Annotated in this window: 20 protein-coding genes; 11 read left to right on the top strand and 9 right to left on the bottom strand. The window is 36.5% G+C overall.

The annotated features are described in order from the left end of the window. Nucleotides 1–48 precede the first annotated feature (48 nt). The 3 genes from JFT89_RS17195 to JFT89_RS17185 all read right to left on the bottom strand — a co-directional run bounded on the left by JFT89_RS17195 (nt 49) and on the right by JFT89_RS17185 (nt 2,994). The gene (locus tag JFT89_RS17195; RefSeq protein ID WP_201040389.1) at nt 49–429 is read right to left on the bottom strand and encodes a VOC family protein; all 381 of its coding nucleotides are present in this window, start codon (nt 427–429) and stop codon (nt 49–51) included. Nucleotides 430–471: 42 nt separating this feature from the next. Further along, a complete protein-coding gene (locus tag JFT89_RS17190) occupies nt 472–1,629 on the bottom strand; it encodes an acyltransferase (RefSeq protein ID WP_033707681.1) in 1,158 nt (385 codons plus the stop codon). Nucleotides 1,630–1,776: 147 nt separating this feature from the next. Continuing rightward, the gene (locus tag JFT89_RS17185) at nt 1,777–2,994 is read right to left on the bottom strand and encodes a dicarboxylate/amino acid:cation symporter (protein WP_002068351.1); all 1,218 of its coding nucleotides are present in this window, start codon (nt 2,992–2,994) and stop codon (nt 1,777–1,779) included. 223 nt (nt 2,995–3,217) lie between these two features. Here JFT89_RS17185 and JFT89_RS17180 point away from each other — a divergent pair, with 223 nt between their 5' ends. From JFT89_RS17180 to chbG, 8 genes are all read left to right on the top strand, one after another. Further along, nucleotides 3,218–3,520 (top strand): PTS sugar transporter subunit IIB, encoded by a 303-nt coding sequence (locus tag JFT89_RS17180; protein ID WP_033707682.1) that lies wholly within the window; start codon nt 3,218–3,220, stop codon nt 3,518–3,520. Nucleotides 3,521–3,534: 14 nt separating this feature from the next. Continuing rightward, nucleotides 3,535–4,836, top strand: a complete 1,302-nt coding sequence (celB, locus tag JFT89_RS17175; RefSeq protein ID WP_201040388.1) for a PTS cellobiose transporter subunit IIC — start codon at nt 3,535–3,537, stop codon at nt 4,834–4,836. Between the two features lie 9 nt (nt 4,837–4,845). Beyond that, nucleotides 4,846–5,163 carry a PTS sugar transporter subunit IIA gene (locus JFT89_RS17170; RefSeq protein WP_002068354.1) on the top strand — a complete coding sequence of 106 codons (318 nt, stop codon included), beginning with the start codon at nt 4,846–4,848 and terminating at the stop codon, nt 5,161–5,163. Nucleotides 5,164–5,513: 350 nt separating this feature from the next. Further along, nucleotides 5,514–5,816 carry a PTS sugar transporter subunit IIB gene (locus JFT89_RS17165; RefSeq protein WP_001023565.1) on the top strand — a complete coding sequence of 101 codons (303 nt, stop codon included), beginning with the start codon at nt 5,514–5,516 and terminating at the stop codon, nt 5,814–5,816. Nucleotides 5,817–5,832: 16 nt separating this feature from the next. Beyond that, nucleotides 5,833–7,140, top strand: a complete 1,308-nt coding sequence (gene celB / locus JFT89_RS17160) for a PTS cellobiose transporter subunit IIC (RefSeq protein WP_002159857.1) — start codon at nt 5,833–5,835, stop codon at nt 7,138–7,140. 183 nt (nt 7,141–7,323) lie between these two features. Continuing rightward, entirely contained in the window at nt 7,324–7,647 is a 324-nt protein-coding gene (locus JFT89_RS17155; RefSeq protein ID WP_000989054.1) for a PTS lactose/cellobiose transporter subunit IIA, read from the top strand. Nucleotides 7,648–7,650: 3 nt separating this feature from the next. After that, nucleotides 7,651–8,976 (top strand): 6-phospho-beta-glucosidase, encoded by a 1,326-nt coding sequence (gene celF, locus JFT89_RS17150; protein WP_201040387.1) that lies wholly within the window; start codon nt 7,651–7,653, stop codon nt 8,974–8,976. Nucleotides 8,977–9,027: 51 nt separating this feature from the next. After that, nucleotides 9,028–9,732 (top strand): chitin disaccharide deacetylase, encoded by a 705-nt coding sequence (gene chbG, locus JFT89_RS17145; protein WP_016096531.1) that lies wholly within the window; start codon nt 9,028–9,030, stop codon nt 9,730–9,732. A 41-nt stretch (nt 9,733–9,773) separates the two neighbouring features. Here the strand turns inward: chbG and JFT89_RS17140 are convergent, their stop codons facing one another. Then, nucleotides 9,774–10,955 carry a chromate transporter gene (locus tag JFT89_RS17140; RefSeq protein ID WP_016096532.1) on the bottom strand — a complete coding sequence of 394 codons (1,182 nt, stop codon included), beginning with the start codon at nt 10,953–10,955 and terminating at the stop codon, nt 9,774–9,776. Between the two features lie 189 nt (nt 10,956–11,144). Here JFT89_RS17140 and exsM point away from each other — a divergent pair, with 189 nt between their 5' ends. Beyond that, the gene (gene exsM / locus JFT89_RS17135; protein ID WP_002068370.1) at nt 11,145–11,558 is read left to right on the top strand and encodes an exosporium regulatory protein ExsM; all 414 of its coding nucleotides are present in this window, start codon (nt 11,145–11,147) and stop codon (nt 11,556–11,558) included. Nucleotides 11,559–11,745: 187 nt separating this feature from the next. On the opposite strand, the gene JFT89_RS17130 is transcribed toward exsM, so the two are convergent. The 3 genes from JFT89_RS17130 to JFT89_RS17120 all read right to left on the bottom strand — a co-directional run bounded on the left by JFT89_RS17130 (nt 11,746) and on the right by JFT89_RS17120 (nt 16,548). Further along, the gene (locus tag JFT89_RS17130; RefSeq protein WP_002034748.1) at nt 11,746–14,424 is read right to left on the bottom strand and encodes a sigma-54-dependent transcriptional regulator; all 2,679 of its coding nucleotides are present in this window, start codon (nt 14,422–14,424) and stop codon (nt 11,746–11,748) included. A 104-nt stretch (nt 14,425–14,528) separates the two neighbouring features. Continuing rightward, entirely contained in the window at nt 14,529–15,266 is a 738-nt protein-coding gene (locus JFT89_RS17125) for a polysaccharide deacetylase family protein (protein ID WP_016096533.1), read from the bottom strand. Between the two features lie 208 nt (nt 15,267–15,474). Further along, on the bottom strand, nt 15,475–16,548 hold the full coding sequence (locus JFT89_RS17120; RefSeq protein ID WP_002068377.1) for a glycosyltransferase family 4 protein: 1,074 nt from the start codon (nt 16,546–16,548) through the stop codon (nt 15,475–15,477). A gap of 451 nt (nt 16,549–16,999) precedes the next feature. On the opposite strand from JFT89_RS17120, the gene JFT89_RS17115 reads away from it, so the two are divergent. After that, entirely contained in the window at nt 17,000–18,370 is a 1,371-nt protein-coding gene (locus JFT89_RS17115) for a UDP-glucose dehydrogenase family protein (protein WP_016096534.1), read from the top strand. A gap of 75 nt (nt 18,371–18,445) precedes the next feature. After that, nucleotides 18,446–19,561 (top strand): non-hydrolyzing UDP-N-acetylglucosamine 2-epimerase, encoded by a 1,116-nt coding sequence (wecB, locus tag JFT89_RS17110; RefSeq protein WP_002068382.1) that lies wholly within the window; start codon nt 18,446–18,448, stop codon nt 19,559–19,561. A 102-nt stretch (nt 19,562–19,663) separates the two neighbouring features. Here wecB and JFT89_RS17105 read toward each other — a convergent pair whose 3' ends face one another. Next, complete coding sequence (locus JFT89_RS17105; protein WP_002068383.1) at nt 19,664–20,785, bottom strand: LCP family protein; 1,122 nt, start codon at nt 20,783–20,785, stop codon at nt 19,664–19,666. 74 nt (nt 20,786–20,859) lie between these two features. Beyond that, nucleotides 20,860–21,495 (bottom strand): YigZ family protein, encoded by a 636-nt coding sequence (locus tag JFT89_RS17100; protein ID WP_002034752.1) that lies wholly within the window; start codon nt 21,493–21,495, stop codon nt 20,860–20,862. Between the last annotated feature and the right edge of the window lie 109 nt (nt 21,496–21,604).

The following is a 21,604-nucleotide window of genomic DNA, read 5'->3' as shown; positions in this document are numbered from 1 at the left end:
GAAGCTATCCGAAAAGGTTTTATTATGACCTTTTCGGATAGCTTTTTCTTATTTCTTTTCCATAACTGCAAAGTAGTTATTTTCATTATCAGCAAAGTTGAATGCTCTACCAGTAGGTAAATCTACAACTTGTCCAACTGTAACACTTTTCTCAGAAAGATCTTTATATAGATGGTCTAAGTCATTTGAGAAGAACATAAGTGAAGGTGTATTAAGATTTAGTTCAGGTTGCATCTTCGCAATTAACGCTTTATCGTGAAGGACAATGCTTGTTCCAGCATCTTTTGCCGGCGCAACTTCAATCCAGCGAAATCCTTGTCCGTTATTTTCTTCCGCAATGATTTGGAATCCTACTGTTTCTGTCCAAAACTGTACTGATTCGTCTTGGTTATTTACATATAACATAATTTGTCCAACTTGATTAATCATAGATGTCTCCTGCTTTCTTTTCTTATATGAAATATCATTATATCAAAGATATGGTTTGAATAGTTTTGCATGATTTTTTTGAAGTGCAATCTTCGCCCATTTCATATTTGTTGTAGGAGAAGGACCTGTAATCCAAGTATGAAATGGTAGTGTGCTACAAATGACCATTGTTGAAATAGAGATTATGGCCGTTAACACAAATAGTAAAAGGCTATATAATATAGTATTTTCTTGCAGCGTGAATAAGGAAAGAAGTTTTGTGCATAGTTGCAAGAAGAATAAATGAGCTAAATAAGCACCATACGTGTAATTTCCAATGAAACGTAACGTTTTATATAAGAAACCACGACGCTGTACTATTGTAATAGATAACACATACAGTATCATAATTTCGCATACGATATATAAAAACATAGATGGTTTTAAATAGGTAGAAACAGTTAAATGAATAGAGTTTGCTCCGTAAAAACTAAATAACTCATAATTGATGAATAAAAATAAGATAAAAAATAATATTGTTATAAGCGGGATATGTTTGATGACGAATAGACGCCAAGTTTTTAGTGCTACAGCGGCAATGCCTCCCATAACGAAATAGAATGAGTAGAATAGAAATGATCGATCTGTATAATGTAAAATTGTTGAACTTGTTAATTTTTCTCCATTAAAAATATAGTGAGAAGAGAACCACATTAATAGGAAATATAGGCAGGCGAAAAAGGTCATATATTTATATATGTCTTTTTTATTTTCTGTACGCTTTTGAAACCAATAAAAAAGTGTGCATAGTAAAGGGAACAATAAGTGAATTTGGAACATCATAATAACATACCAAAGGTGAGGAGCAGCTGTTCCGAGTAATAAGCTTTTTATTCCGCTTTGTAATGTAATAAGATCGTTTGTTGTTAATAAGTAAAGAATAGACCAAAAGAAATAAGGAATGAGTAAGTGTGTCGCTTTTTCAGAAATATATTCTTTATATACCAATTGCTTTGTATAGTGACGAATTAAGTGAAATCCAACGATAAATATGAATGCAGGTGCTGAAAATTTTGCAAGATTAAATAGCATGCCCATAATGAGGGATTGCTCAAGTAAGACATTTCCTTGATTCATTGTATATAATAAGGAACTTTGCAAAACGACAGCAAGAAATGCAATGCTTTGCAAAACTTTAAATTCTGGTGCGCTTTGTGTCATCGTGTCCATTCCCTTCTCCATACATGATTATAGTACGGAGTAAGGATAAGAGGTGTGGAATATTTGTGAAGATTTTAACAAATTTGTGGCAGTAGTGATTAATATATAGAAAGAGGATGCTCTAAACGAGCATCCTCTTTCTATATATTAAGCAAATTTATTTTTGATCCAGTTTTTACCTTCTACAAGACGAGCTGTCATTACGGCACAAGCGTTATCTCCTGTTACGTTTAACACCGTTGCAGGAGGATCGATGATTGTACTAATTGCTGCGATAATTGGCAATGCTTCTGGTGGGAATCCGTATAGAGAAACGATTAACATTTCACCAATCATACCGCCGCCCGGAATAGCACCCATTACTGTTCCTACTAATAGAGAAACAACAAGTGCAATTGCTAATGTTTTCGGTCCTTCGAATTCCATGTTGAAAATACCGAATAAGAAAGCAATTTTTAATACCCCGCCTAAAACAGATCCGTCTTTATGAAGTGTAGATCCAAGAAGGACAACTGTTTCACGAACGTCAGAAGAAATACCCATTTTCTTTGTTGCGTCTAAGTTTGCTGGAATACTTGCGGCACTACTACAAGTTGCAAGTGATGTAACTGTAGGAGAGACCATGTTCTTCCAAAATATTTGTACACCTTGTTTGCGACCTGCAAGGTACGCATAGAATGTAAAGAATACAAAGAAGTAAATAAGAGAAGCTGGATAGTATACCATTGCTGCTCGGAAGTAAGTTCCAAGAAGTTGTGGTCCGAATTCACCAACTAATGCTGCGAAGTAGGCAGCTAGTCCGATTGGAGCGTAGTACATAATGAAAGATACAACTTTCATTGAAATTTCTGCACCAGCTTGTAGGAATGTAGCGAATGGTTTCCCTTTTTCACCAACTGCTGAAGTTGCAACCCCCATTAAGATAGAGAAGAAAATAAGAGCTAACATGTTCTCACGAGATAGTAACTTTGAAAAGTCTGATACTGTTATGATACCAACAATTTGATCAGCAACGCTAACTGCTTTTTCAGCTTTATCAGGCTGCGTTAGTTCTAATACAACACCTTGTGCTGGCGGGAATACTTTCACGATAATAATCATAAAAATAGCAGCTAAAATACTTGTAAATAAGAAAGTTCCAGCCATACTAGACATAATTTTACCGAAACGTTTTAATCCATCCATATTAGCAATAGATGATGCGATGCTAAAGAACACTAACGGTACAACAATCGTAAACATTAAGTTTAAGAAAATGTCACCAAGCGGCTTTAAAGCAACTGCATCGGCACCCATGAAATAACCAATGAAACCACCAATTAGGATAGAAGATAATAAAATAAGCGGAAAGCGATATGCCTTCATAAATATACCCTCCTATCGATTATAAAAAATCATACTGAATCATTATAGCGAGTTAGAGACTTCTTTACTAGGAAAATACGGATAGATGGAATAGCGTGAAAACCGAGAAATTTTTGTGTTTAAGCTCGGCATACAGCAAGAAATCTAGACATATATATTTGTAACCTAGTGGTGGTAAGGGATGGGCCATAACTTAGGTTTAGAAAAAGGGGAGGGAAACAGGATGAATATTTTGCTTTGCTGTGCAGCGGGAATGTCTTCCAGCTTGATTGTTACAAAAATGGAGAAAGCGGCACAGGGAATGGGGATAGAGGTGAAAATTTGGGCTGTATCAGGTTCAGAAGTGCGAAATCATATTGATAATGCAGATGTACTTTTACTTGGCCCACAAGTACGTTATTTATTACCGAAGATGAAAGAATTATGTAAGGAGAAGGGGATACCTGTTGATGTCATTCAATCCGTCCATTACGGACTTTGTAATGGAGAAGCTATCTTGCAGGCAGCATTGTCAATGAAACCATGAGGAGAGTGAGATAGATGATACGGCTTTTAGAGAAATATGTGATGCCAGTGGCAGGGAAGGTTGCAGAGCAGAGGCATTTGCTAGCAATCCGTGATGGACTTGTCTTGACGATGCCGTTCTTAATTATCGGATCAATTTTTCTTATTATTAGTACATTACCAATTCCAGGGTATCATGAATTTATGGCGAGTTTGTTCGGGGAAAATTGGAACATAGCATTAGGGTATCCAGTTAGTGCAACTTTTAATATAATGGCTTTAATAGCTGTTTTTGGAATCGCTTACAGGTTGGGTGAGTATTATAAAGTGGATGCTTTAGCATCTGGTGCATTATCGCTTGTAACCTTTTTACTCGCAACTCCATTTCAAGTTGCATATATTGTTCCAGGTACGAAAGAAAGTATACTGGTAGATGGAGTAATTCCAGCGGCATTAATGGGAAGCCAAGGTTTATTTGTAGCGATGATTATTGCAATTATATCTACTGAAATATACCGATTTCTTGTGCAGAAAAAGATGATTATAAAGATGCCTGAGACAGTTCCACCAGCAGTAACGCGTTCATTTGCAGCACTTATTCCAGGATTTATTGTTGTGACAGTTGTTTGGATCATTAGATTAATTTTTGAACAAACAACTTTCGGAAGTATTCATAATGTTGTAGGGAAGCTGTTGCAAGAACCACTTAGTGTACTTGGTGCTAGTCTTTGGGGAGCAGTTATAGCCGTTATTCTCGTTCATGTCCTTTGGGCGTGCGGGATTCATGGAGCTACAATTGTAGGCGGTGTTATGAGTCCAATTTGGTTATCATTAATGGATCAGAATCGAATTGCTTTTCAAGCTGGTCAAGATGTACCGCATACAATTACGGCACAGTTCTTTGACTTATGGATTTATATGGGTGGTTCAGGTGCGACTCTAGCTTTAGTTGTAGGAATGCTACTATTTGCACGAAGCCAGCAATTAAAAAGTTTAGGACGGTTGTCGATTGCACCTGGTATTTTTAATATTAATGAAATGGTGACTTTCGGTATGCCGATTGTAATGAATCCGCTTTTACTTATTCCATTTATATTGGTTCCAGTTGTGTTAACAATTGTTTCTTATTTCGCAATGGAATGGGGATGGGTGGCTCGACCAAGTGGTGCTGCTGTAACATGGACTACACCAATTCTATTTAGTGGATATTTAGGATCGGGTGGTAAAATTTCAGGTGTTATTTTGCAACTTGTTAACTTTGCATTAGCATTCTTTATTTACTTACCGTTCTTAAAAATATGGGATAAACAAAAGTTGGCAGAAGAAAAGGGGGAGTAAAGAACTAAAATGGATACGATAGAAACGAAGGCTTTTCATTTAATTTTGCATGGGGGAAATGCGAGAAGTTGTTCAATGGAGGCAATTGATTGCGCAAAGCGCGGGGAGTTTACAGAAGCAGAGGCTAAATTACAAGAAGCGCTAGATGAATTAAAAGAGGCGCACCGCTTACAAACGGAGCTTATACAGAAAGAAGCTGGCGGGGAAAAGACAGAAGTTACCCTTCTGATGGTGCATGCGCAAGATCATTTAATGAATGCAATTACGGTAAAGGAATTAGCGAGTGAGTTTGTAGAATTATATAGGAAGATGTCAGTGACTGAATGAACCTTGCGTATGCAAGGTTTTTTTATTTTATTAAATAATAGTGGGTTAAAATAATAAATTATTTTTTACTGAAAAAAGTTTTTTTAGCGTTTTTTTGTTTTAAACACAACTAGACAACCAAACACTAATCTATTTTCATACAGTTATGTGTTAAAAGCGTGTTGTTTTATAACACACTGTGTGTTTTTTTGGGGACACACTGATTGAAAGCGTTAACACACAAAGAGAATACTCGAAAAAGCGCTGGTTTTAGTGGTTTTAAAAAGTTGGCACGCTAATTGCATTAATAAATAGCGTAAAGAAAAATAAATAAACATAAACTTTTTATACTACACAAGGGGGATTTTCAAATGAATATTTTATTATGTTGCTCAGCAGGAATGTCTACAAGTTTACTAGTTACAAAAATGGAAGCGGCTGCAAAAGCTCGCGGTCTAGAAGGTAAGATTTGGGCTGTATCTGGGGATGCAGTAAAAAATAATATCGATCAAGCAGATGTACTATTATTAGGACCACAAGTTCGTTACATGCTTTCTACAATGAAAACGCTTGCCGATGAGAAAAACGTTGGAGTGGATGTTATTAATCCAATGCACTACGGCATGATGAATGGAGAAGCAGTTTTAGATCACGCACTAACACTTAAAAAATAATTAGGGGGGAAGCGAAATGCAAAAATTTATTGCATTCATGGAGAAATATATTGTTCCTGTCGCTGGTAAAATCGGATCGCAACGTCACTTAGCTGCGATTCGTGACGGATTTATTGCAGTTATGCCACTTATTTTAGTTGGTGCACTGGCATCACTAATTAATGGTTTTCCGTCTGAAGCTTTCCAAGAGTTCATGAAAGGTTTGTTTGGTGAAACGTGGAAACAAGTTGGCGGTGGAATGTGGACCGGTTCTTTCGCAATTCTAGCACTAATCATAGCATTTACAACAAGTTATAATTTAGCAAAATCTTACGGCGTTGATGGTTTGTCAGCAGGTATTATTTCATTTGGTGCGTTAATTATTCTTACGCCAACAACACCGAAAGAAGGCGGATTGAACTTAGCTTGGACAGGTGCACAAGGGTTATTCGTAGCAATTATTGTGGCACTCCTTGTTACTGAAGTATTCCGTTTCTTTGTACAAAGAAACATTACTTTTAAAATGCCTGATGGAGTACCACCAGCAGTTTTAAGATCTTTCGCAGCTATAGTTCCAGCATTTGTTATCTTAACAGTGGTTGCAGGTATTCAATTAGCAGTGAAATTAGCTGGTACAAGTGTTCATGAATTTATCTTTAATACGATTCAATCACCACTGCAAAGTTTAGCAGGGACATTACCAAGTGCAATTGTCATTGTACTCCTTGTTCATCTTCTTTGGTTCTTCGGTTTACATGGTCCAAATATCGTTGGTGGTATCATTGAGCCATTATACTTACCGGCATTAGAGAAAAACATGAAGTTATTCCAAGGTGGTACATCTGCATTTGATGTTCCAAACATTATTACAAAACCATTCTTTGATACTTTTGTATATCTTGGTGGTTCTGGTGCAACATTAGCATTCTTGGTAGTGGTATTACTTGTAGCAAAAAGTGCACAACTACGTGGTGTATCGCGTCTATCAATTGGTCCAGGTGCATTCAACATTAACGAACCAGTAATCTTTGGTACACCAATTATTTTAAATCCAATTTTATTCTTACCGTTTATCCTAACACCAATTGTATTAGTAATTACTTCTTATACAGCTATATCTATTGGTTGGGTACCAAAAACAGTTGTGATGATTCCATGGGCAACACCACCAATTATTAGTGGTTATCTTGTAACAGGTGGACATATTTCTGGTACGATTCTACAGTTATTTAACTTTGTAATTGCAATGGTAATCTATTATCCATTCGTTGTGTTATGTGACCGTTCAGTTGTTCGTACTGAAAAAGCAGCAGCGCAAGGAAATAACAACTCTGTACCTATGTAACATAAAGATTGTTCTCACAGACAATATTGTCTGTGAGAACAATCACCTTTATATCATGTTCAGAAAGATGAGACCCATCTACAAGAACACCAAACTATCATTAATAAAATAATAATTTAATAGACATGTTCAAACTGAAGGGGTATTTAAATCGGTTGAACCATAATAGAGAGGGCGGTAATTATGATGACTACAGCAGAACAAATTCCATTCCAATTAATTTTAAATAGTGGTAATGCACGAAGCTTTGCAATGGAGGCACTTCAATTTGCCAAACAGGGGAAAATGGCAGAAGCTGATGAAGCGATGGTAAAGGCGAAAGAAGCGATTAATGAAGCGCATCATTTCCAAACAGAGCTCATACAATCAGAAGCAAGAGGAGAAAAAACAGAGATTAGTGTTCTTTTAATTCATGCACAAGATCATTTAATGAATTCTATTACAGTAAAAGAATTAGCAGCAGAATTTATTGATCTTTATAAAAAGCTAGAAGCGAAAGGGGAATAAAGCATGAATGGAATTAAAATTGCTACAATCGGCGGTGGCTCTAGTTATACACCAGAGTTAATTGAAGGATTTATTAAACGTTATGACGAGCTTCCTGTTCGTGAAATTTGGTTAGTAGATATTGAGGCAGGAAAAGAGAAGTTAGAAATCGTTGGTGACTTAGCGAAACGTATGGTGAAAAAATCAGGTTTACCAATTGATATTCATTTAACACTTGATCGCCGTGAGGCATTAAAAGATGCTGACTTCGTAACAACGCAGCTTCGCGTTGGTTTGTTAGAAGCACGTGCAAAAGATGAAGCAATTCCATTAAAATATGATGTAATTGGTCAGGAAACGAATGGTCCTGGTGGTTTGTTCAAAGCACTGAGAACGATTCCTGTTATTTTAGATATTTGTAAGGACATGGAGGAATTATGTCCAAATGCATGGCTTATTAACTTCGCAAACCCAGCAGGTATGGTAACAGAAGCTGTACTTCGCTACACGAACATTCAACGAGTAGTTGGTCTATGTAACGTTCCAATCGGAATTCGTATGGGTCTTGCAAGATTACTTGAAGTAGATGCAAGCCGGGTACACGTTGATTTCGCTGGTTTAAATCATATGGTATACGGATTAGATGTATACTTGGATGGCGTAAGCGTAATGGATCGTGTATTAGAACTTGTAACAGATCCAGAAAAGCAAATTACGATGGAAAACATTGCTGCGCTTAATTGGGAGCCAGACTTTATTCGCGGTCTTCGTGCAATTCCGTGTCCATATCATCGTTACTACTATAAAACACGTGAAATGTTGGAAGAAGAGAAAGCAGCTTCGATTGAAAAAGGTACACGTGCAGAAGTAGTAAAACAATTAGAAGATGATTTATTCGAGCTATATAAAGACCCGAATTTAGATATTAAGCCACCACAATTAGAAAAGCGCGGCGGAGCTTATTATAGTGACGCAGCATGTAGCTTAATTACGTCTATTTACAATAATAAAGGTGATATCCAGCCTGTTAATACACGAAACAACGGAACAATTGCAAGCTTGCCACATGATTCGGCTGTTGAAGTGAACTGTATTATTACGAAAGAAGGTCCAAAACCAATTGCGGTCGGAGATCTTCCAGTACCAGTTCGCGGTTTAGTACAGCAAATTAAATCATTTGAGCGCACAACAATTGAAGCTGCTGTTACAGGGGATTATCATAAAGCGCTGCTTGCTATGACAATTAACCCACTTGTACCATCAGATAAAGTTGCAAAACAAATTTTAGATGAAATGTTGGAAGCACATAAAGAACATCTTCCACAATTCTTTAAGAAGATAGAGAAATAAAAAGCGGCGCTGTTTAGCCCGCTTTTTTTAATTCTAGTAGGAGGTATTGCGATGATTAAACTAATTGTAAATGCAGATGATTTCGGTCTTACGGAAGGTACAAATTACGGAATTATTGATGGACATAAAAACGGGATTGTAAATTCAACGACGATGATGATGAATATGCCAGGGACAGAGCATGCCGTACGCTTAGCGAAAGAGTATAAAACGTTAGGGATAGGAGTTCATCTCGTATTAACGGCAGGAGAACCGCTTCTTAAAGACGTTCCATCACTTGTAAGTAGCGATGGATTGTTTCATAAACAAAGTGTTGTATGGGAAGGAAATATAAATCCAGAAGAGGTAGAAAAAGAATGGACTGCTCAAATTGAGAAGTTTTTGTCTTACGGTTTAACACCAACTCATTTAGATAGTCATCATCACGTGCATGGATTACCGCTTTTACACGACGTTCTTGAGAGATTAGCAAGTAAATACAATGTTCCAATTCGTCGTTGTGAAGAAGAGCGAGCGGTGCGCCCATTTTCAGATGTATTTTACAGTGACTTTTACGCTGACGGTGTGACGGAAGATTACTTTGTGCAGTTAAAGGAAAGAGTACAGGATAAACAAACGGTAGAAATTATGGTGCATCCAGCTTATATTGACCCAGAGCTTGTGAAGCGTTCTTCTTACGTAATGGATCGCGTGAAAGAGTTGCGTATTTTAACGGAGAGCGAGTTGCCTGAGGGAATGGAGCTTGTGAAGTTTTAATAGAAAAAACGACGGCTAAATGGGGCCGTCGTTTTTTGTGCTTACAAAATGGATAGAACATATCCACCGAAGGCCCCGATTATAACGATAACCCAAGGTGGTGTTTTCCAAAAGGCGAGTAAGCAAAATAGAAGAGAAGCAAAAACGAAATCTACATAATTCATAATTGTACTCGTCCAAATTGGATCATAAAAAGCTGCAAGTAAAATGCCGACAACGGCTGCGTTTACTCCAAGTAGTGCACCTTGTATGTAAGATACTCTCCTTACACTGTCCCAAAATGGTAAAACGCCAACAACGAGCAGGAAGGCAGGAAGAAAGATAGCGATCGTTGCAACAACTGCTCCAGCGGTTTCATTTAGCACTGCTCCTATATAAGAAGCGAATGTAAATAGTGGCCCTGGCACTGCTTGTGTTAATCCGTATCCAGCTAGAAATTGTTCTTTTGTCATCATCCCGTTTTGTACAAACTCACTTTCAAGAAGAGGAAGTACGACGTGCCCTCCGCCAAATACAAGTGCACCAGAGCGATAGAAGCTGTCAAATAAAGAGATGAAATAAGAGTATGGTCGTAACATCGGTAACAGTATTAATAGTCCGAAGAATAAGACGAGACAAGATATGGCTACCATTTTTGAAATAGGTACGTTTATTTTATGAGCTTGGCTAACTGGCTGGCCACGATATAAAAACCAACCGATGAAACCAGATACTATAATGAGAATTACCTGTGTCCAGCTACTTGGCCATAATAAGGCAATTGCGGCAGTTACAATAGCAATCGTCGCACGATTTCGGTCTGGCGTTAATTTTTGCGCCATTCCCCATATTGCATGAGCGACAATTGCGACCGCTACAAGTTTCAGTCCATGAATCCAGCCTGTACTTCCAAGTTCGAACTGGTTCAGGAAGGAAGCGAAAAAGACTAAAACGAGCACAGACGGGAGAGTGAATCCAATCCATGAAATAATGGCTCCTAATAATCCGCCGCGCAATAACCCAATCCCCATACCGACTTGGCTGCTGGCAGGGCCAGGAAGGAATTGACATAGCGCTACTAAGTCTCCGTAACTTCGTTCATCCATCCATTTTCTTTTTTGCACGTATTCGTGGTGGAAATAACCAAGATGGGCGACAGGGCCTCCAAACGAAGTAAGTCCTAATTTAAATGATACGAGAAAAATCTCCATTAATAATCGAAAAGAGTAGTTGTTAATCTTCAAAATAGCCTCCTAGAATGTTTTTCTATGTGCATTATACAAGAGGCGGTAAAATGAATGAAATGATTTCTATGTAAAGATTTTGTGAATCTTTTAGTTGTAATTAAAAATTGAAAAAGTCATAAATGATTATGTCTAAACCATAAAGTAGTAGAAGTAGTGCTGGGAAATTTATATGAGGAGAATGCCCGTATGACAACACATTTCTTTGCTAGGTTAACAGGGAAGAGGGAAGTACCTCCTGTAAATACAGAAGCTTACGGTGTAACAGAGCTCATTTTTAGTGAAGATTTAAAGAAGTTGCAATATCGGGTCATATTAAAAAATATAAAAAAAATCATGTCATGCCAAATTCATTTAGGAAAAGCGAATCAAATTGGTCCAGTTATTTTAAGTTTGTTTGGTCCGTTAGAGCAAGGAATTAGTGTGAATGAAGGAGTCGTTACTGGTGTAGCTAGAGTAGAGGATTTTGAAGGGCCTTTACAGGGGAGAGCATTTGACAGCTTGTTTCAAGAGATAATGCAAGCAAATGTATATGTAAATGTTAATACGAAATCTAATAAAAAGGGAGAAATAAGGGGGAGAATAAGGGAAGTAAAGAAGTAAGCGAAAAGGCTGTCCAAAAAACATTTTGGAACAGCCTTTTCTGCTATAAGGTGCAAATTTTAGCGATTATTGTCAGTAAATCGATATATTTTGAAAATCGCTGATATAATCCGGGTTACGCCGATATATTTGAAAAATCGCTGATATAATTCGCGTTACGGTCGATATATTTAAAAAACTGCCTAGTTTAATTTTTTACAGGCTGATTTTTAATGAAGAAGTCCATTATATAAAATACTTCGTCATCTGGGATTTGTATTTCAAATGTATTTTCAATAGGTTGCAATGCTTTTTTCACTTTCATATACATCCAGTACTCATCTTGTCTTCGTTTCTCTTTATCAGGATGAGGGAGGAGACTTTCGCCTTTTTGAAGACGGTCAACCATGCAGCTCATATGCAAAATCACACCCATTAAACTGTCGGGAGTTAGCTGTAAAGAAATCAATTCTTGAATTGTATTTAATGCATAACGAATTGTTTTAATAAGTAATGCTCCATCGTTACGCTGCATTTGTTGTTCAAGAATATCAGCCATTTTTGCATATGTTTCTTCATACGTAATCAATTCTTGAATTGGTTGAATAGCTGTGTAGTTCACAATATCTTGGAAATGATATGTTAAGCAAGGTATTTGCATATCGAAATTCGTGACGATACAAATGATATTACGCTCTTTTTTTATGTTCTCGATCATTTTCGTTAAATCTTTTTCATGAACGATGCTAATCGGAATAATTTCAATTAAGTCTTTATCAAAGCGTAAATAGTTCTCTAACATTTTTTGAATTGCTAAAGCACTTCCTTCGCCGGTTAAACAAGCTGTTAAAATCACGGATTTCATTGGCGATAGTGGCTTTTTCTTTTCTTCCTGTACGTTTAAATAGAACGGCGTTAAGTTCTTCACTGTTTCGTATAGTGCATCTAATGAATAGCCAAGTTGAGCTTTTCGAGCTGCTTCTAGTGCGTGTGGTGTACTCGTCATGGAAAGAACACGTACAGGTATTTTGAATTCAGTTTCTAATATATCACCAATATAAGCGAGAGATCCCATATCAACAAGTAAGAGAAGCCCGTTTACATTTTGAAGTGTTTTCATATACACTTTAACACGCTCTAAGAAGTCTTTTGGTGATTCATGCAAGGGCATATCGATACCAGTTACTTCATCAATACCGAGAAGTTCGTTTGCAACGTTTGCCATTTCTGTTGCGATGCCATTACCGTGTGCTAATATTAATACTTTTACTTCTGTTTGTGAGGCAGGAATTGGATCAACAACGAAGAACATTGTTAAAAAGCCAGCTTCATCAATAGGTATTGTTATTTGTAATTCTTCTTCTAATAGCTGAATACATTGCATAGCTACGGAAAAAGCTTCTTTATATTTCGTACGAATTTGATTTAATTGTGGGTGGTGAATTTGTTTCCCGCCCTGTAAACGTTGTAGAGTTGTCTGTACATGTAAACTTAAAGCGAGAAATACTTTTTCATCGAAAGTTTTAGATAAATATTTTTCAGCTAGTTCCGCAATTTTTTCACATACAGAAACGATATTACGATCCACAATTTTAAAAACATTTTCATGACTTGTTTTTTTAGATATTTGGTTAAAGTATTGGACGAAAAAGCTTTGAATATCATTTTCTATTAGTAATTCTAATTCTTCCTCTTCAATGCCGCGTGCTTGAAGTTCTTCATATTTATAATCAATATAATCGTAAATAGAAGAGCGACTTCCTTCGGGTTTTATTGTATGTTTACTCCAACCCTCATCACCTGTAAATACAAATGTTTCATTTGGTATTTGATATAGATGACGGCTCTTTCTTTCAATAAATAATCCTTCTTTCATATACCAAGGTAAATCTGTACTTGAAACACAGACAGAATCACGTTTTTTTGTTACGAAATCAGAATAAGCTTTCGCACAGGCAATTTGTACGTCCGTTTTCAATTGACCGATGTTATTTGGACAATTGTAAAAGACGAAAGCACGCATTGTATTTGGACTAACATGAATCTCTTTCCTTAGACGAATTGCTTCATTTGTGAAAAATAGTTGTAGTAAAGCAAACCGTTCTTTATGTGTTCGCTCACGAAGTGGTGGAAGCGTAACGGTCATCGGAATACGTCTTGTAAATGTTTTTAATAAAAATGAATTTGGTTCTTCGGTTGTTGCAGTAATAATCAACACTCGTGCCTTACGTTCATTTTCCGTTTCTCCAAGGCGGCGGTATACTCCGCGATCAATAAATGTGAAGAGCATCTCTTGTCCTTCTGGAGGAAGGCGATGTACTTCATCTAAGAAGAGGATTCCTTCATGTGCTTTTTCAATTAACCCTTTTTGATCACTGGCACCTGTGTAAGCTCCTTTTTTTATCCCAAATAACTGTCCAAGTAGTAGTTGTGGATTGTTTGCATAATCAGCACAGTTAAAGACGATAAAAGGTGCATCTTTTGGAAGTTGTTCCACTTCAATTGCGTATTCGTGCATTAAAGAAGCGAACATCGATTTTCCGACACCTGTTTCTCCAAGTAGTAAAGTATGCATACCGTTTGGAGGATAGAGAATAGAAGCTTTTGCCTTTTCAATTGCAATTTTTAGGCTTGTATTTTCAATAGCAAATGTATCTAATGAAGTGCCCTTTGTTGAATGCGTTTCCAATGAAGTGTTCGTTTCTATATAAAAACGGACAGGGCGTGTACTCGTTTTTAATAAACGATTATCTTTCACAAGCTTGTTTAAATCGCTACTAACATTTGCACGGTCTAACTGTAGAAGTGTAGCGAGTTCTGATGCTGTTATACCTTCTGTATAATTCCCTTTTTGTATTGCGTTAAAAATGAGATCTATTCGTTTCATTTCTATTCACCTCGAAACTTCATCACTATTTAAAATTTTACACAAAAATGAGAAGTGTGGGAAGAGAAAAATAAAACAGCTTTAGTACATAGGCACTAAAGCTGTTACAATCTTGTGTCTTTCCAAAAATTCACTTCGAGATGGGAAGATGGATTGTAGGGAAGTAGTTTATATCCTTGTGAGTGTAAATAATCAATTACTTTGGGGAGTATTTGCACTGTGACACTAGAATCATGCATTAAAATAACCTCTACTTGTTCATCGCTTTGATTTCGTACTCTTTCTAGTATTGCGGAAGGATTATCATAGCTTTTCCAGTCATATGTATCAATTGTCCAATCCCACATTTTATACTGGGCCGATACGAGTGCATCACGGTAATTCTTTTTTAAGTAAGGCATGCTACCGTATGGGACACGAACGAGATGTGTATTTAAATGTGTAACTTGCTGGACGATGTTTTGGGTTTGCTCCATTTCTGCGATTAAAACAGATGGATCGCCAGTATAAAGACGTTTTACATCATGTGACATACTATGGAGACCGATATAATGTCCATCTTTAATCAATCGCTCCATCGTTTTTTTATATTGTGGCACTTTTCCACCAATAACGAAGAAAGTTGCTTTTCCGTTCTTCTCTTTTAAAATATTTAAAATTTGTGGTGTGTATTTATTTGGTCCGTCATCAAATGTTAAGTACGCAATTTTTTTTGTAGGAGAGGTAGTTTGAGTGCTTTGGTGATCTTCTGCTTGAATGTCTGTAGTTGCTTTTGTATTCGATGATGCGTACATAGTAATAGTTAAAAATAAAATTATACATTGAAGTAATCGCTTGATCATAACATTCACCCTCAGTTTGACAATCAAGATGTAAAAATGAAAATTTGATACTTTTTTCGCTATACGTATATCTTTCTCCAATAGAGGCACTCTCAAACAATCTATATTTTGGAAATGGGGAATAAGGATTAAAAAATAAAAAATAGCATCCTCTTATGAAAAGAGGATGCTATTTGAATATTTCATAATAGTAAAGGCTATACTACAATTAGTCTTCGCGTTTTTTCACTTTTTTATAGAAGGAAATAATTGGTTTGTAACGTTCGTGTACAAGACCGATTACTTCAGCAATGATTTCTGTAAAGAAGATTAAAATGAAAAGAAGAATAATGGATAACCATAATGTTGCACTACTGAAAATAATTGCATTTACACTAAAGAAAATACCCAATGCGTAAATAATTAGTACCGTTTTACGATGAGAGAATCCCATTGCAAGCAAACGGTGATGTAAATGAGATTTATCAGGTGCTGAAATAGGCTTTTTATTTACGATACGGCGGATAATTGCAAACGTCGTATCAAATATAGGTACACCTAAAATAATGATTGGAACGATAAAACTGAATAACGTTACGCTTTTGTATAATCCAAGTAACGATATAACAGAAATACAGTATCCTAAAAATAGTGCCCCTGTATCTCCCATGAAAATTTTTGCTGGATGGAAGTTGTAGAATAAAAATCCAATTGTACTTGCTAATGTAATCAGTGCTAGAGGTAATATAATAGCTGCTCCAGTACCCCATGGGCTAGTGAAGGCCATATATGCTAGCGTTGCAAGTACGATAGATGAAATCCCTGCGGATAATCCATCTAATCCATCAATTAAGTTGATGGCATTTGTAATACCTACAATCCAAAATACAGTAATTGGATAAGCAAGCCATCCGAGTTCAGTATCTCCAAGAATTGGAATATATAATACTTGCACTAATAATCCACTTTTTACAATCATGATGGCAACTAATAGTTGTCCACCGAATTTTACCCTCGCAGATAGTTCGTACATATCATCTAAAATCCCGATGATAACAATGATGATAGCACCTAAAGTTATCGATAACATTCTTTGTTCGTACAATCCACCGACAACAAATCCTACGGCTACACCGATGAAAATTGCTAACCCGCCAAGACGAGGCATAATTTTTTGGTGTACTTTACGCGCATTTGGCTTGTCTGTTGCTCCTATTTTGAAAGCTAATTTAATAACTAAAGGAGTAACGACGAGTACAGTGATGAAAGATGCCAAAATGGCATAAATCACTTGTGAGTCCATTAATACCCCACCCTTTATAGTTTAACGTAATTTTTTCAATCGTATTTATCTGAAAATTATGATGTTTATTTACAGGCTCATAACATATGGTATCACAAAAAGATTAGAATTCAATCTTTTTTTCTTTTGGCTGTAAAGGGGAGTGAATAGAATATATGACAATTGGATATGGAATGTTGTGTCCTTTGAGAAGGTTGATCTCATATTGTGGCTTGTAATATGACATTGTACTCCCCTCTCATATAGCGATGACTTTTGTTTCAGTATTATAAGTGTTGCACGTAAAATTGAGTAAGTTCCGTGTTAAATTGTGGGAATTTACATTTTGTATATATTGCATCATTTAACTTTACAAAATCTTAAAAAAGAATAAAAAAACAATTCATATAATAAAGAAGTGAAAGAGTTTTCTCATTTTTAGTGTGAGAGGGGGAAGCACAGGGAGAATTCTGTGTATTCGTATATTTTCTTATGTATATTCCTGTGCGAAAGGAAAATGAAAATTACGATAGTAGGTACCGGATATGTTGGATTGATTACAGGAGTAGGATTGGCGAGATTGGGACATTCAGTCACATGTTTCGATATAAACAGTGGGAAAATTGAACGGATTAAACAAGGCGAGTTACCTATTTATGAATGTGGATTAAATGAATTAATAAATGAAGCATACGAGAATAATCATTTAACTTTTACAGCAAGTAAATCAGCGGCATTTAATGATGTAGAGTTTATATTTATTGCAGTTGGAACGCCATCTTTATTAGATGGAACAGCAGATTTAACGTATATTCGTAGCGCTTGTGATGATATTGGAACATATGTGAATAACGATATTATTGTTGTTACGAAAAGTACGGTTCCTGTAGGGACAAATGATGTAATGAGAGAATGGATTGAGGATAAACTACAAGGTAGACATGAATTATATATTGTATCGAATCCAGAGTTTTTAAGAGAAGGTTCTGGTATTTATGATTTTTTTCAGGGTGATCGTATCGTAATTGGAGCATGTAGTGAAGAAGCAGCAAGGAAAGTAGAGAATTTGTACAGTAAATTAAGCTTACAAACGTATATTACAGATATTCGAAGTGCTGAGATGATTAAATATGCATCTAATGCTTTTTTAGCTACGAAGATTAGTTTTATTAATGAAATTTCTAATATATGTGAGCAAGTGGGTGCAGATATAGTAGATGTAGCTACAGGGATGGGGATGGATAAGAGAATTGGTGCATCTTTTTTAAATGCAGGCATCGGATATGGAGGATCTTGTTTTCCAAAAGATACGAAAGCACTTGTGCAAATTGCAGGGAATGTTTCTCATGATTTTCGCTTGTTGAAAGCAGTCATTGAAGTGAATAATAAACAACAGTTGTTGTTAGTTGAAAAAGCGAAGAAAATTATAGATATGAAGAAGAAGCGAATTGCGGTTCTTGGTGCAGCATTCAAACCGAATACTGACGATATTAGGGAAGCGCCATCTATTATTATAATAGAAGAATTAATTAATATGGGTGCGGATGTGGTTTTATATGACCCGCAAGCTATTCAAAATGTAAGAAGTTTATTTGGAAATACGATACGGTACGCTGAGTGTATAGATGAATCGATTAGAGAGGCACATGCAGTTTTTATCGTAACAGAATGGGAATCAATTCGAAATTATCCGCTAGAAAGGTATGCACAGCTTATGAGGGAACCTATTCTATTTGATGGGAGAAATTGTTATACTAATGAGGATGCCGAGAAGCATGGATTAGATTATTACTCAGTTGGGCGAAAAGACGTCTGTAATAGTAATGTTTCTCAGGCACGTTAAAAAATGTATTTTCACATGCATATTTTTATATGCGATAATAAAAGTTTTAACTAGTGAAAGAAAAGAGGCAATGAAATGACTGAACGTTTAAAAGTAATGACAATTTTCGGGACACGACCAGAAGCAATTAAAATGGCACCTCTTGTATTAGAGTTGCAAAAGCACCCAGAAAAGATTGAATCAATTGTGACTGTAACAGCACAACACCGTCAAATGTTAGATCAAGTATTAAATATCTTTGGAATTACGCCAGATTTCGATTTGAATATCATGAAAGATCGTCAAACGTTAATCGATATTACAACACGTGGTTTAGAAGGTTTAGATAAAGTAATGAAAGAAGCGAAGCCTGATATCGTACTTGTGCATGGTGATACAACGACGACATTTATTGCAAGCTTAGCTGCTTTCTATAATCAAATTCCAGTAGGACATGTTGAAGCAGGACTTCGTACATGGGATAAGTATTCTCCATATCCAGAAGAGATGAATCGCCAACTAACAGGTGTAATGGCGGATCTTCATTTCTCACCTACAACAAAATCAGCAACGAACTTACAAAAAGAAAATAAAGATGAGTCACGCATTTTCGTAACAGGAAATACAGCAATCGATGCACTGAAGACAACTGTAAAAGAAACTTATAGCCATTCGGTGTTAGAGAAACTTGGAAATGATCGTCTTGTACTTATGACAGCACACCGTCGTGAAAATTTAGGAGAACCAATGCGCAATATGTTCCGTGCAATTAAGCGTCTTGTTGATAAGCACGAAGATGTACAAGTTGTATACCCTGTTCATATGAATCCTGTTGTTCGCGAAATAGCGAATGATATTTTAGGCGAGCATAGCCGTATTCATTTAATTGAGCCGTTAGATGTAATTGATTTCCATAACGTTGCAGCTCGTTCATACTTAATGTTAACTGATTCTGGTGGTGTACAAGAGGAAGCACCATCACTAGGTGTGCCAGTCCTTGTCCTTCGTGATACGACGGAACGCCCCGAAGGTATCGAAGCAGGTACGTTGAAATTAGCAGGAACAGATGAAGAGACAATCTTTGGTCTTGCTGATGAGTTGTTATCTGATAAAGAAGCTCATGATAAGATGACGAAAGCATCTAACCCTTACGGCGATGGTCATGCATCAGAGCGTATTGTAGAAGCGATTTTACAACACTTCAACAAGTAGAGTGAAACTTTAATACATGGGGTTTTCATCTTCCATTTATTATTTCCCGCAATTGTTGCGGGAAATAAAAAGAGCCAAATCGTATACGATTTGGCTCTTTTTTTATTCATGATTCCTCATAATCCACTCTGCATGAGCATTTGTAGAAGGGGGAGGAGGCGGTGGTGTTTTGTTCTCGCTCGGTTCCTTCTTTGCTTTTGCGCTGGAGTTAGAATTTGTATTTGTACTCTCATTTTTCTTAGTCGCTGTTGGAGTTTTTTCTTTTTCCCCTATTTCCTTTTCAATTTCGTTACGTACCGTCTCTACACTGATTGGATCTGGAAGGAAGTAATAAATACCGCCTATTTTTCTGTCTTCTCCTTCAAGTTTTAACGTTTGTATTGTCGAAGGATCAAATCCAGAGAGTTTATTGTAAAGAGCAAGTCCGTCTGAAATAGGAATGTCGGTTTTTATATATTTTCCAACGACAGTCGTTAAATCTTTAATTTTAAATACAGTAGAGGCGGAATTTAGTTTTTGAGCAACAGCGGCTAGTAATTGTCTTTGTCTAGCGGCCCGACCATAATCGCCGTTTGGATCCTGCTTTCGCATACGGACGTAAGCAAGTGCTTCTTCGCCGTTTAAATCTTGTTTTCCTTGTTTAAATTGGATTTTTTTGTAGTAATCCACGTCAGAACGTTCCCAAAAATCGAAGGGGACATCAACGGTAACACCGCCAACAGCATCAACGATACCTTTAAAGCCTTGGAAATCAATTTTAATATAATGATCTACAGGAACCTTTAGAAAACCTTCGACAGTTTTGATTGCCATTTTTTCTCCACCGTAAGCATGGGCAGCGTTAATTTTGTCTTCTTTGCCCTTTCCAACAATTGGAACGCGACTATCACGGGGAATACTCATAAGCGAAACCTTTTGGGCTTTCGGATTGACTGTCGCAAACATTAATGAGTCTGTACGACCATTTTGACCGTCTGTTGCATAATCCTCTATACCCATAATGAGGATTGTAAAAGGTTCCTTTGTAATTTCTACATCTGCGGTTCTTAAATCTGATTTTTCACGGTTAAATCCACTGTACATCCCCATGAGAGAAGTGTAGGAATTTAACACATAAAGTCCTACGCTACCAAATAAAAATGCGAAAATAAGAAAGAAGAAAAACTTTCTTCTACGTTTCTTTTTTATTCTGCTATTTTGGAGATGATTATAACGTTCTTCCATATATAATCTCCTTAGTTCATTTGTAGGGAATTAATTCACTACATTAATCTTTAAAGGTGAGACGTTAGCTATTCTTAGATAACGCCTTGTTCTAAGTACAACATATCTCCTTCTTTAATTGTACACTTCCCGTTTGTTAATTCAATCATCCAATCTGTAAATGTTTGTTTTCGATTTTCTTCTACATACGTATCGAATGTGACGTTTTCTAGATAATGTATATCTTTAATGTTATATTCTGAATTACGTAATTCATTTTCAACTTTGCCAAGCAATGTGTAATCAATTTCTGTTTCCATAACGCGCATTAGTTTTCGCTCAACAACGCCTACGTGATTAAGTCCTTCACTTGTACATTTTCCATATGCGCGAATTAATCCACCAGCACCAAGTTTAATGCCACCAAAATAGCGCGTGACGACAACGACAGTATCCTTTAGACCTCGCTTTTTTAATACTTCTAACATAGGTACACCAGCTGTGCCGCTCGGTTCGCCGTCATCGTTTGCCTTTTGAATTTGATCTTGTTCACCGATTAAATATGCGGAACAATTATGTGTTGCATTCCAATGCTGTTTTTTTATTTTTTGTATAAATGCTTGAGCTTCCTCTTCCGTTGTGGCGCGATTCACATAGCAAATGAATCTTGATTTTTGAATCACGATTTCGTGCTCTCCATAGCCTTTGATTGTTAAATATTGTAATAACAATGGTATACGCCCCTATCTTTCAAAATAACTAGTACTTTACATTTTAAAAGCGAGCGTTTTTATATTCAAACATTTTTTACAAATATGTTGAAATTTTTGGTGAGTATTT

Origin of the sequence: Bacillus sp. TH25 (assembly GCF_016650935.1) — a bacterium.
GTDB lineage: Bacteria > Bacillota > Bacilli > Bacillales > Bacillaceae_G > Bacillus_A > Bacillus_A mycoides.
This window is presented reverse-complemented; position numbering and strand designations above follow the sequence as displayed.